Source organism: Pseudoalteromonas byunsanensis (assembly GCF_001854475.1).
GTDB classification, from domain to species: domain Bacteria; phylum Pseudomonadota; class Gammaproteobacteria; order Enterobacterales; family Alteromonadaceae; genus Pseudoalteromonas; species Pseudoalteromonas byunsanensis.
The window spans coordinates 188,747-201,708 of record NZ_MNAN01000018.1 but is presented as its reverse complement, the minus strand read 5'-3'; the positions used below and the strand labels follow the sequence as shown (position 1 = coordinate 201,708).

The window sequence follows — 12,962 nt, the reverse complement described above, 5'->3', positions numbered from 1 at the left end:
GGTTCAGAGATCGTACGCATTATTATCTGCAAAGTTAGCATTACAATGCATCTACAGGAATCGGAGTAAACATGTATCCACACTTCACTAGCTGTGTAAACTCAGTCTTACTTATGGCAAGCACGCTTCTTTTGCTTACAGCATGCCAAGAAGATAATTCACAATCAGCTTCTCACGCTATGCCGCCAGCGGCTGTGAGCGTTCTCCCTGTCACAAAAACTAATGTTCCCATTACCATCGAGCTGCCCGCAACACTTGCCGGCAATAAAGAAGTAGAAATACGTGCGAGAGTATCTGGTATTGTCGAATCAAGGAATTTTGAAGAGGGTCAAAAAGTAACTGAAGGCCAATCGCTTTTCACATTGGACCTAGAACCATTTCAACTTGAACTGGAAACCGCACAGGCTAAATTACACGCTGCTCAAGCAGCTGTGACCCAAACTAAACGAGAACGAGACCGCTTTGAAACACTCACCAACGAACGCTCTGTCTCAAAACGCGACTTTGATAATGCCGCATCCAGCTACGATATCGCGTTAGCAAATTTAGAATCCGCCAAGGTTGCATTAAACGAGGCTAAGCTCAATTTAAACTACGCTCAGGTAAAAGCCCCTGTTTCAGGGATCATTGGACGAGAGCTTGTTTCTGAGGGAAGCTATGTTTCAGGTCCTGAGGTGTTACTTACACAGCTAACAGATACCAATACTATGCGTGTAAGATTTGGCTTCTCTGAACGTGAACAATTAAAAATGCGTCAGGATGTTGAAACTGGCAGTTTGACGTTACCTGAGAATAACGAATTTGATGCTCAGATAGTGCTACAAGATGGCAGTATCTACCCTCAAACCGGTAAAGTTAACTTTTCGGATGTAAGAGTAAATCGCTATACTGGCACAAGTGAATTACAGGCTAAAGTGGCTAACCTGCACTCACAGCTCAGACCGGGGCAGTTTGTGCGAGTCAGACTCAAAGGTGCTGTACGCCACAATGTGGTACTGCTACCACAGCGAGCGGTGCTAGATAACGGCACTGGCAAGTTTGTTTATATTGCTACCAAAAACGAGCAAGGTATGCTGGTTGCTCTACCTGCTCCTGTCAACGTTGGTGAATGGGTAAGAATAAATAGTGACAACTATTGGATTATCCGCGATGGTCTCACCGAAGAACAGTCCGTTATTGTAGAAGGTATGGCGCGTATTTTCTTTCCCGGAATGCCAGTACAAGTGGCTCAACAGGGAGAAAAATAACGTATGTTTTCTCGCTTTTTCATAGACAGACCCATCTTTGCGTTCGTTATATCTATTGTCATTGTGCTCGCAGGACTTGCCGCAATGAGAAGTCTCCCCGTTGCACAATACCCTGAGATAGCACCACCCGTTGTGCAGGTGACAGCACTCTACCCTGGTGCCTCTGCTGAAGTATTAGAGCAAACGGTGGCTGCCCCTATCGAGAATGCAATTACTGGTGTTGAGGGCATGATGTATATGAGTTCAACCAGTACCAGTTCGGGTGTTACCACCATCATGGTAACATTTGAAATTGGCACTGATGTGGACCAAGCTGCTGTTAACGTCAATAATCGCGTCAAACAAGTTGAAGCAAGATTACCCGAAGAAACACGTCGGCAAGGCGTTGTCGTCGCAAAGGGCTCATCAAGTTTTTTACAAGTTCACGCATTTTACTCGCCGGATAACTCCCGCACAAGTTTATGGACCTCCAACTACGTAACCATGAACGTGCTCGATAAGATAAAACGTATTCCAGGCACAACTAATGTGCAAATTTTCGGTGCCAAAGACTATGCAATGCGTATCTGGCTTCGTCCTGACGTTATGAGTCAGTTGGGGGTGACCGTTGAAGAAGTCACAGGCGCAATTAGAGAACAAAACTCCCAGTATGCGGCTGGCCAAATTGGCGCCCCACCTATATCAGAACACGCTCAAGAGCTAGTTTACAGTGTAACTGCACAGGGACGCTTGTCCACCGCACAAGAGTTTGAAGACATTCTGATTCGCGTTAACCCCGATGGTTCTAACCTGCGTTTAAAAGATATTGCCCGTGTTGAGCTAGGCTCTAAAGATTACAATTTTGCGGGTACCATTAATGGCAAACAAGCAGTACTGCTAGGAATTTTCTTACAACCTGGTGCTAATGCCTTAGATGTTGCTGATCAAGTTAACCAAACCATTGATGAACTAAAAACCCAATTCCCAATCGGCTTGTCTCACTTAAATGCTTATGACACCACGCGTTTTGTCGAGGTTTCAATCCGTGAAGTGCTTAAAACCTTGGGTGAAGCAATGGTTTTAGTATTTCTGGTCGTGTACCTGTTTTTACAGAATTGGCGTGCCACACTGATCCCAACTTTAGCGGTGCCTGTATCACTACTTGGCACATTCGCTGGAATGTATATGCTTGGCTATTCTATTAACACTTTAACCCTATTTGGGATGGTGCTTTCAATCGGTATCGTGGTCGACGATGCGATTGTGGTTCTGGAAAATGTCGAACGCATCATGCACGAAAAGCACCTCAGTGCACGTGAGGCAGCAATTCAAGCTATGCAAGAAGTAAGCGGCCCCGTTGTTGCTATCGTTTTGGTACTTTGCTCTGTATTTGTGCCCATCGCGTTTCTTGGCGGCTTAACCGGTGAGTTATTCCGCCAATTTGCCATCACAATCTCAATCTCTGTGAGTTTATCGGGCGTTGTTGCACTGACCATGACACCGGCACTGTGTGTACTCATACTCAAACATGAACACAAACAAACCGCTGGATTCTTTGTCTGGTTCAATAACTTTTTTACAATGATTACAAGCCGTTATGTTAGTACAGTTAGCTTTATGGTCAGACGAGGCTTATTAGGCTTTATATTAGTCGCGGGTATGATAGCCATTACTGGTACGCTGTGGAAAAATACACCTAGCTCATTGGTTCCAGATGAAGACCAAGGATTCTATATTTCCGCTATATTCTTGCCCGATGGTTCATCTTTGCAGCGCACGGCCAAGGTAGTAGACGAAGTAATAGCAGCCGTTCAGTCAAACCCAGCAAATGAAAATGTGGTCGCATTCACTGGCTTTGACTTTATTGGCAATGGCTATAAAAACAGCGCTGCAACTTTGTTTGTGACTCAAAAACATTGGGATGAGCGAGAAATAGACGCTAAATCTCTAGTTGGCGAGCTATACATGAAAACAGCACATATTAATGAAGCTTTGGTGCTGGCATTTAACCCGCCAGCTATTTTCGGACTTGGAAATACAGGTGGCTTCGAAGTGTACCTACAAAATAAAGGTGCCGGTGGACCAGAAAAACTTAAGCAAGGAATGCAGTTGTTGATGGCAGAGGCACAAAAAAGCCCAGTCCTTGCCAGTTTGCAAACCCTTTGGCGTCCTGATGCTCCGCAACTTAAAGTTCATATGGACAGAGAGCAAGCTAGAGCCATGGGAGTCAATATTAATAGTGCTTTTAACGCATTGGCTGCCAACTTAGGAACCTATTACGTCAATGACTTTAATAAATTTGGTCGAGCATGGCAGGTGCTTCTCTCAGCAGAAGCCGAGTTTAGAATGACACCAGAAGACGTTGGTCGTATTTATGTTAAGAATAATAAAGGCGATATGGTACCAATTTCAGCCTTCACAGATATTGAGTATAGCCGTGGCCCAGAAAGCCTCGAACGCTATAACAATTTGTCAGCGGTGAAACTACTCGGCGAAGCAGCCCCAGGGTATAGTTCAGGACAAGCTATCGCAGAAATGGAACGTATCGCGCGTCAAGTATTACCAATCGATATGAGCTATGACTGGACAGGTTCAGCCTATCAAGAAAAGCAAAGTTCCGGTACCACAGGGCTTGCGTTGGGGCTGGCTGTGATCATGGTATTTTTAATTCTCGCGGCATTGTATGAACGTTGGTCACTGCCATTTTCCGTCTTACTTGCCCTTCCCTTTGGAACATTTGGGGCGTTGGTATCAATTTGGGTTGCAGGTTTAACTAATGATGTCTATTTCCAAATTGGACTCGTCACGCTATTGGGCCTAGCCAGTAAAAACGCTATTTTGATTGTTGAGTATGCACTGATGAAACACCAACAAGGCTGGAGCGCAAGCGCAGCTGCACTGGAAGCAGCTCGATTAAGGTTCAGGCCTATCATTATGACCTCTCTGGCTTTTATTCTGGGTGTAGTACCGCTTGTACTAAGCTCCGGGGCAGGAGCTGGCGCTAGGCATAGTGTTGGCACAGGTGTGATGGGTGGCATGATGGCCGCTACTTTCTTAGCTGTCTTTTTCGTACCTTTGTTCTTTTTCTGGTTAACCAATAGACAAATCACTGAAAAACGCTCGAGAGAAGAGTTAGCGCAAGAAATAGCCGAGCAACATAAGAAGGAACATGTTGATACCAAAGAAGGGTTAGCATAAAAACTTAAAAGGCGGCAAAATGCCGCCTTTTAAAGTCTGTAAAATCTTTAAGTAACCGTTATGGTTGAACAACAGTCACAAACGGGTCCCAGTTAATCTCTTTGATTAACTCAGTGCCTTTGTATACTTTTACATAGAAAGTATACGCTTCAGTTTGCGAAACACCTGGGTTTGGACGCCCTGGTAACGTCGCATTAGCTTGAACAAATGGCTGATAAGCTGTTTGGCGTTCAATATTTACGCGCTGATCTTGTCTCATTGGGATTGCATCTTGCTCGTACACATAAACTGGCATATTACCTTGGTAAGCGGTCCAGTCTTTCAATAGCGTATTATTATTCCAATCATGCTCAGCATCGATGATAACAGAGTAGTTCTCATTACTACCTTCAGGTTGAACTACTTTAGGAAATGCGCTCCAACGGATGATATCATCATTGTCTACACGGATACTTAACTCAAAAGAGCCTTGTGAGTTACTAAGCACGATGTCTTGCGATGCATACATATTTACTGCACGGCTTCCAGGAGCACCATTTTCAACTGCTTCACAATCAACAACAACTTCTACGCGATGTATAGTCATTTTTTATCCTTAAAATATTTAACATTCAACAAGTAAGTAAATCAATTATCGCACATCACACCAATGAGCGAATTATATATTTACCTAAATAGCGTACAGTGAATTATTCATTCAACCGAACGAGCATAGAATATCCACACTCCAAACAAATATCAACACACAATGTACATTTTGGTTACAAATTTTGACCATTTTTCATTACAGTCAATTACACCAAATTATAAATCATGAAAAACACTATTCACTTCAATCCCATAGCAAACTTCTTCAAAAGGATAGCGATTCATCGTCAACCCCAACGCGCTGTCTAAACTGACCGCACCGTGTTTTTCATAAAAGGCACGAGCCTGTTCGTTTTTAGCGTAGATCCATGTATACGCCCGCTGATAGCCTTGCTCATAGAGTTTTAATAGGCGCGCTTTGAGTAATGCTTGACCCAGCCCTTTATTTTGATGATCGGGTAATACATAACCTCGATATAGCTCTCCAGCCTTTATTTTACAAACGCGTCGACTAACCGGGTTGTGGGCAGTACGATACTTACCACTTGCACCACACGCCACAATATGACGCCCATTGCTAATCACAAGTGCGGTATTCTCTTTTGGCTTATTGATAATCGATAACCAGATCTTTTGGAAGAATTCATGTGTGCCCCTGTCCAACACATCTTGAGGTAAAAATGGGTTAAACGCCTGTTGCCAACTTGCATGGGTTACTTTAGCCATTTCTTCTAAGTCTGCTAAGGTCGCATTTCTTATTTTTAGATTTTCTGGTAAGGACAAAGCGGCGGTCAGTGCTTGCGGATCTGCTTCTATTATGTCCATATAAATCACCTATAAAATTTAATCATTACGCAACAATTTAATACATTATTATTACAAAGGTGTATTTATACAAATATTTTTGTCTTTTTAAAAGCACTTTTTACCCGTGTAATAGCAACACTATGGCGTTTTTAGCGCTAACCCGTTAATATTAAATAAAACGCCAATATGGTCGTGTTATGAATAAGCAGCAACTTCTCGAAAACTTTGAACAATACTTTCAGGTAGACGACGCAAATCAAGTCAACCTCAAAGAGGTCAGTCATGATGAAGTACCCGCTACGGTGTCTGAGCTTGAGGAAAAAATCCCTGCATTGTTTAAACTCGCCAATGAAATGAAAGAGCTGGACCATAAAATGCTCAGCCCATTACGCAGCCTTGGTGATATCGCCACAGATCTTGCGACTTTTTTACAAGCTCAGTCTCGCAAAATAGATCTCATCATGAGCCACATTCTGGCCACAGAACAACCTGATGAAGACAATATCTACTGCGACTCATACGGTGGTGGTGGTATTCGCTTTACATCAAGCACAACTTACCCCCTTGGAACTCAACTTAGAACCAAGCTATTTTTACGACAAGAAGCCGCGGCAATTTATTGTTACTGTGAGGTGATCGACGTCAAGAGTGGCGAAGATAACACCTTTCAGCACACCATCGCGTTTACAAAAATCCGCGATGAAGATCAGGAACTAGTCGTACGCGCGAGCCTTCATGCACAAACTCGCCAGTTAAAAAAACGTCAATCAGATCAGAATAAAGAACAAAATAGCTGACAGTTCATGACACAATGATAAACTAACGGCTTAGTTATTTATTAGTGTTTAATCATGAGCTTTAGACTTCTACCTGAATGGGCGCCACAGGATGCTGTGATGCTCACCTGGCCTCACAAAGATACCGACTGGGCAAGCATACTTGCAAGCGTTGAACCTGTGTATGTCACCCTTTGTCAACACATTAGTCAGTTACAATATGTTGTAATCGTGGCCCACAATGAGCAGTTAAAAACACACATCAGCGCATTGTTAAACAATGCGGATGTCAATTTATCAAAAGTGATATTTGTCGTTGCACCATGTAATGATACATGGGCAAGAGATCACGGCCCACTTACCTGTGCCGACGACCAAGGACAATTATGCATTAAAGATTATATATTTAATGGTTGGGGCAACAAGTTTGAAGCTCAGTTAGATAATGCGATTAATGCAAAGGTGGTCAGCGAACTTTCAAACGCCAATAACCAGTACCAAGCGATGGACTTTGTTCTTGAAGGTGGTGGTGTCGAAATGAATGAACATGGCACCTTGTTAACAACCTCTGAGTGCCTTTTGAACCCAAATAGAAATCCTGCATATGACAAACAAGCAATAGAGTCACTGCTAAAAGAGCAGCTAGGAGCAAGTCATTTTTTATGGGTTGATCATGGTTATTTAGCAGGAGATGACACAGATAGCCACATTGACACCTTAGTTCGCTTTGCACCCGAGAACACCTTGGTTTATGTAAAATGTGATGATCAGAGCGATGAGCATTTCCCTGCATTAGAGGCCATGGAAAAACAATTGCAGAGCTTTAAAACACCCACTGGTGATGCATACAAGTTGATCCCTCTACCATGGCCAAAAGCGGTATTTAATGACGATGGTGATAGATTGCCAGCAACCTATGCCAATTACCTAATCATTAACTCAACAGTGTTAGTGCCTGTGTATAATGATGAACAAGACGCACTCGCCTTATCTCAGGTGCAAAGCGCGTATCCACAACATACCGTTATTGGCATAAATTGCCTGCCTATTATCCATCAATTCGGCAGTCTACATTGTATTACAATGCAACTGCCACGTGGTTTTTTAAAACAGGATTAAGCCATGAGTTCACAAATACTTAAAGTGGGTATGGTACAACATACCAACAGCAATAACTTAGAGCAAAACACTGAAAAAACAGTGCAAGGCATTCGCGACGCAGCTAAACAAGGTGCAAAACTTGTAGTACTACAAGAGCTTCATCGTAGCCTGTACTTTTGCCAAACAGAAGACACTGATTTATTTGACTTAGCAGAGACCATTCCCGGGCCAAGTACGAACCTGTACGGAGCGCTAGCAAAAGAGTTAGACATTGTTATCGTCACCTCTTTGTTTGAAAAGCGCGCCACCGGCTTGTACCACAACACAGCAGTCATACTAGAGCGTGACGGAACGATTGCAGGAAAATATCGCAAGATGCACATTCCTGATGACCCAGGCTTTTACGAAAAATTCTATTTTACACCTGGCGACCTTGGCTTTACACCAGTTCAAACCTCTGTAGGTAAGTTGGGCGTACTTGTCTGTTGGGATCAATGGTTCCCTGAGGCTGCAAGATTGATGGCTATGGCTGGTGCTGAAGTGCTTATCTACCCTACCGCTATCGGCTGGGATCCAAGAGATGATCAAGATGAACAAATTCGTCAACGTGATGCATGGATCATTTCACAGCGCGCCCATGCGGTTGCCAACGGCGTACCGGTCATAAGCGTCAATCGTGTAGGTCACGAGCAGGACCCAAGTGCCCAAAGTGAAGGCATTCAATTTTGGGGGAATTCATTTGTAGCAGGTCCTCAGGGGGAAATGCTAGTTCACGCCAGTGAAACGCAAGAACAAACACTAGTGGTCGAAATTGATCAGGGCCGCAGTGAATCTGTACGCCGAATTTGGCCGTATCTACGTGATCGCCGCATTGACCAGTACCAAGATCTTTGCAAAATCTATCGTGACTAAATAAAAAACAAAACAGGAGTGATCAATGGCGTTAGCGCATTGGAGCGAATTACCTTGGGTAAAAAACACCACCGATAAAATCCACTGGGGCCAACTCAGTGGTAGTGGCTTGAGTGTCGCGCTAAGCGAAGGCATTGCAAAACACCCCGAGCTAGTTGTGATTGTTACCCCAGATACCCCTTCGGCACTGCGCTTAGAAACTGAGCTGGGATATTTGTTGCAAGATCGCTCAGTGATGATTTTTCCCGATTGGGAAACATTACCATATGATCACTTCTCTCCTCATCAGGATATTATTTCTCAACGCCTAGCCACGCTCAATGCTTTAAAGCACCAAAGTAGCAGTGTCTTGATTGTTCCAGTATCGACCCTAATGCTTCGTACCGCACCTCCCGCTTTCATCTACGGTAGTGCATTAAAGTACAAAGTAGGAGATGTGATAGACGCACAGCAATTAAAGTCAGCTTTAAGTGAGTCTGGTTACCGCCACGTGCAACAAGTTATGGAACATGGGGAGTTTGCAGTTAGGGGTTCGATAGTTGACCTATTCCCTATGGGTAGCCAACACCCCTATCGATTCGATTTTTTTGATGATGAGCTCGATAGTATTCGTTTATTCGATATTGAAACACAGCGCTCCAGCGACAAAGTTGATGAGATTGACTTGCTGCCAGCTCATGAGTTTCCAACAAATGATGCTGATATCGAGCGGTTTAGGGTCAGTTATAGACAAGCTTTCGGCGCAAGTGCCGAAAAAGACTCTATTTATATGCAGGTGACAAAAGGTAATTGGCCTTCGGGTATTGAATACTACTTGCCTCTGTTTTATGAGCAACTTGCAACCATATTCGACTATCTACCTGATAACACCACAATAATGCATTTAGGCGATATTGAACATGCAGCACAAAGCTTTTGGCACGACGTAGAGAAACGCTATGAAAATCGCCGCGTAGACCCATTAAGGCCACTGTTAGAACCCGCAAAGCTCTATCAACCAATTGAAGAACTATACAGTCATTTCAATCGCTATGGTCGAATTAGGCTTAGTCAGGCCAAACTAGGTACCAAAGCAGGTCACACTAACCTATCTGCTAGTGAGTTGTTCGACATACGTATCGATCATAAACTTGCAGAACCATATAGCAAAATTCTCACCTATATTGCCGAGCAAAAGAAACAAAAAGCACGGGTAATTTTTAGCGTTGAGTCTGATGGTCGCCGCGAATCGCTGCTGACATTACTCAAACCAACCGGCCTTAAACTCAAAGAGTTTAACGATTTCGCGGATTTTATAGCTAGCAAAGCTGATGTTGGATTAATAGTAAGCCCGCTTGAACAAAGCGTATTTTTATCCGCCTCAAATCAGGACAACAAGCCTGCACTGAGCATCATCACAGAGCAAGAGTTACTAGGCGTTAAAGTTTCTCAGCGACGACGCAGAAAACATAAGTATGAGCAAGGGCAAGATGCACTTATTCGTAATCTGGCGGAGCTAAAAGAAGGCCAACCTATTGTTCATCTAGATCACGGTGTAGGCCGCTATTTAGGATTACAAACCATTGATGCTGCAGGTGTTGCTACTGAGTTCGTTACTATCACCTACGCAAATGACGCTAAATTATATGTCCCCGTCTCCGCTTTGCACATGCTCAGCCGCTATTCTGGTGGTGAAGAAGCGTCGGCTCCATTACACAAGCTAGGTTCTGATGTATGGGAAAAAGCTAAACGCAGAGCCGCTGAAAAAGTAAGAGACGTCGCCGCGGAGTTGCTTGATATTTACGCAAAACGCCAAAGTAAACCAGGCTACGCTTTTAAACTCGACGGGGCACTATATCGTGACTTTGCAAATAGCTTTCCTTTTGAGGAAACCGATGACCAGCGCAATGCCATAGAAGCTGTATTGGCTGATATGCAGTCTAACCAAGCCATGGATCGACTAGTATGTGGCGATGTTGGATTTGGTAAAACAGAGGTAGCAATGCGAGGCGCGTTTGCTGCTATCAATGACAACAAACAAGTTGCCGTATTGGTACCAACCACTTTGCTAGCCCAGCAACATTATGAAAACTTTAAAGACCGCTTTGCCGACCTGCCTGTTCAAGTGGGGGTATTGTCGCGCTTTAACAGTACTAAAGAGCAAAAAGATACCTTAGACAAACTGGCAAACGGTCAGGTAGATATTGTTATTGGAACCCATAAGCTCATTCAAGAGAACATTAAGTTCAAAGATTTAGGATTACTTATCGTCGATGAGGAGCACCGCTTTGGAGTTCGTCAAAAAGAAAAAATTAAACAGCTTCGCGCAGATGTTGATATCTTAACGCTTACTGCAACTCCTATCCCCCGTACGCTCAACATGGCCATGAGTGGTATGCGCGACTTATCCATTATCGCAACTCCACCAGCAAAACGCTTAGCGGTTAAAACGTTTGTTAAAGAACGTAATGATGAACTTATTCGAGAAGCTATATTACGTGAAATTAAGCGTGGTGGTCAGGTCTATTTCTTACATAACAATGTAGAAACAATAGACAAAACTGCCAGTGAAATAACATCTCTCGTTCCAGAAGCAAATGTTGCGATTGCTCACGGACAAATGCGAGAGCGTGACCTTGAACATTTAATGAGCGAGTTTTACCATCAAAAATACAATGTTTTAGTGTGTACGACCATCATTGAAACTGGCATTGATATTCCCACCGCCAACACCATCATTATGGATAGAGCTGATAAGCTAGGTTTAGCACAAATGCATCAACTTAGAGGTCGAGTTGGTCGTAGCCACCATCAAGCCTATGCATATTTACTGACTAGAAACAGCCAAACCTTAACCAAAGATGCGGTTAAACGCTTACAAGCTATCGAGTCTCTCGAAGACCTTGGTGCTGGTTTTGCGCTTGCGACACACGATCTTGAGATCCGTGGCGCCGGAGAATTGCTTGGTGATGACCAAAGTGGTCAAATGCAAACTGTTGGCTTTACTTTATACATGGAAATGCTGGAGCAAGCTGTCCAGGCACTTAAAGATGGCAAAGAACCAACGTTAGATAATTTATTGCAGCAACACACTGACGTTGATTTAAAAATACCGGCTCTATTACCTGATGACTATATTCCTGACGTTAATATGCGTTTAAGTATGTATAAGCGTATTGCAAGCACCAAAGACCACCAAGAACTGGATGAACTTCAAGTTGAACTAATCGATAGATTCGGCCTGCTTCCTGATGCAGCAAAAAACCTTTTTAAAGTGCAAGAACTCAAACTCAAAGCAAATGAGCTTGGGATCAGCAAAATAGAAGCAAATGTTAAAGGGGGATACTTTGAATTCAATGCAACGACCAAGGTTAACCCAACGTTCATCATTGCTTTGATACAAAGCAATCCGCGTGTATATAAAATGGAAGGCGCAAATAAACTACGCTTTGCGATAGAAGAGAAAAATAGTCAAGAGCGTTTGAAACTAATCGATGCTATGATTGAAGACTTTCATAAAAAGGCAGTTGCATGAAGCACTTAATAACAAATGTTACGCTAGCATTATGCTTATCAGCATTCTCTATTGACGCTCAAGCTGAACGCTGGTTTGAAGTTGAGATGATAGCTTTTGAGCAACAGCCAACTGACTCGCTAAGAGAAGATTTTAGCCTAGTTCATCCACCAATCGAAGGTAAGAAACAATTGGACTTATTGACTGGTGGCTTCAACGCCCAAGGTCAACAGCGATGCTTAGAAGGCGACTCCGACTTTGATCCTCGCCCATTTATTGAAAAAATGAGTAACACTGACCACTCTTGGGGTTGTGATGCTAATAATGATTACATTGCTTTATATGACACTTTACCAATCTATCCCCACGCTGATCCACAAGAGCATATGGACAATATATATCTTTTGTCCGAAGAACAGTTAAAGTTTGAGAATGTACTAAAACAATTACAACGCCGTGGTTTGCAGCCAATCCTTCATACAGGGTGGCGCTTTCCTGAGCAGAGTCAACGCAGAGCACCATTTATAAAAATATTCGCGGGAAAAAGATTTGAGTCTCCAATCAGCCAAATGTTTCTCGATACTATCGAACAAAATGGCTACCTTGGGCTATTAGATAAAAGCTTTAATGTTAAAACCGAAGCTGATGAAGATCATTGGCAACTGGAAGGACTAATAAAGATACACGTAAAGCATTATTTATATGTAACCAGTAATTTTGATATTCGCTACTATATGGATAATGGCGATATACAAAAAGCTCGAATGTCCCAGTTTACACGCGTATACAGCGGAGATATACATTACTTAGATCATCCCAAATTAGGGGTAATCTTTCAGATAAGAAAATACAAACACTAAG

The 12,962-nt window shown here is 43.1% G+C and carries 9 protein-coding genes; 7 read left to right on the top strand and 2 right to left on the bottom strand.

Annotated features, from left to right (window positions below; genetic code table 11):
• Window positions 1-71: 71 nt before the first annotated feature.
• Together BIW53_RS03035 and BIW53_RS03030 are read left to right on the top strand one after the other, a co-directional pair.
• On the top strand, window positions 72-1,247 hold the full coding sequence (locus BIW53_RS03035) for an efflux RND transporter periplasmic adaptor subunit (RefSeq protein WP_070990341.1): 1,176 nt from the start codon (window positions 72-74) through the stop codon (window positions 1,245-1,247).
• 3 nt (window positions 1,248-1,250) lie between these two features.
• Complete coding sequence (locus BIW53_RS03030) at window positions 1,251-4,424, top strand: efflux RND transporter permease subunit (protein WP_070990340.1); 3,174 nt, start codon at window positions 1,251-1,253, stop codon at window positions 4,422-4,424.
• Between the two features lie 58 nt (window positions 4,425-4,482).
• Here the strand turns inward: BIW53_RS03030 and BIW53_RS03025 are convergent, their stop codons facing one another.
• Both BIW53_RS03025 and BIW53_RS03020 read right to left on the bottom strand, forming a co-directional pair.
• Window positions 4,483-5,010: an AidA/PixA family protein gene (locus tag BIW53_RS03025; RefSeq protein WP_070990339.1), complete on the bottom strand. Its 528-nt coding sequence runs from the start codon at window positions 5,008-5,010 to the stop codon at window positions 4,483-4,485.
• 218 nt (window positions 5,011-5,228) lie between these two features.
• Window positions 5,229-5,837 (bottom strand): GNAT family N-acetyltransferase, encoded by a 609-nt coding sequence (locus BIW53_RS03020; RefSeq protein ID WP_070990338.1) that lies wholly within the window; start codon window positions 5,835-5,837, stop codon window positions 5,229-5,231.
• A gap of 179 nt (window positions 5,838-6,016) precedes the next feature.
• On the opposite strand from BIW53_RS03020, the gene BIW53_RS03015 reads away from it, so the two are divergent.
• Genes BIW53_RS03015 through BIW53_RS02995 form a run of 5 tightly spaced genes read left to right on the top strand, consistent with a single transcriptional unit; the run spans window position 6,017 to window position 12,961 of the window.
• Window positions 6,017-6,616: a PilZ domain-containing protein gene (locus BIW53_RS03015; RefSeq protein ID WP_070990337.1), complete on the top strand. Its 600-nt coding sequence runs from the start codon at window positions 6,017-6,019 to the stop codon at window positions 6,614-6,616.
• Between the two features lie 54 nt (window positions 6,617-6,670).
• The gene (locus BIW53_RS03010; RefSeq protein WP_070990336.1) at window positions 6,671-7,714 is read left to right on the top strand and encodes an agmatine deiminase family protein; all 1,044 of its coding nucleotides are present in this window, start codon (window positions 6,671-6,673) and stop codon (window positions 7,712-7,714) included.
• Window positions 7,715-7,717: 3 nt separating this feature from the next.
• Window positions 7,718-8,608, top strand: coding sequence for a carbon-nitrogen hydrolase (locus BIW53_RS03005; protein ID WP_070990335.1), 891 nt, complete (start codon window positions 7,718-7,720; stop codon window positions 8,606-8,608).
• A 25-nt stretch (window positions 8,609-8,633) separates the two neighbouring features.
• Window positions 8,634-12,122 (top strand): transcription-repair coupling factor, encoded by a 3,489-nt coding sequence (mfd, locus tag BIW53_RS03000; RefSeq protein ID WP_070990334.1) that lies wholly within the window; start codon window positions 8,634-8,636, stop codon window positions 12,120-12,122.
• Window positions 12,119-12,961 (top strand): CsiV family protein, encoded by an 843-nt coding sequence (locus BIW53_RS02995; protein ID WP_070990333.1) that lies wholly within the window; start codon window positions 12,119-12,121, stop codon window positions 12,959-12,961. The genes mfd and BIW53_RS02995 overlap by 4 nt, the downstream gene beginning before the upstream one ends.
• The last annotated feature ends 1 nt before the right edge of the window (window position 12,962 follow it).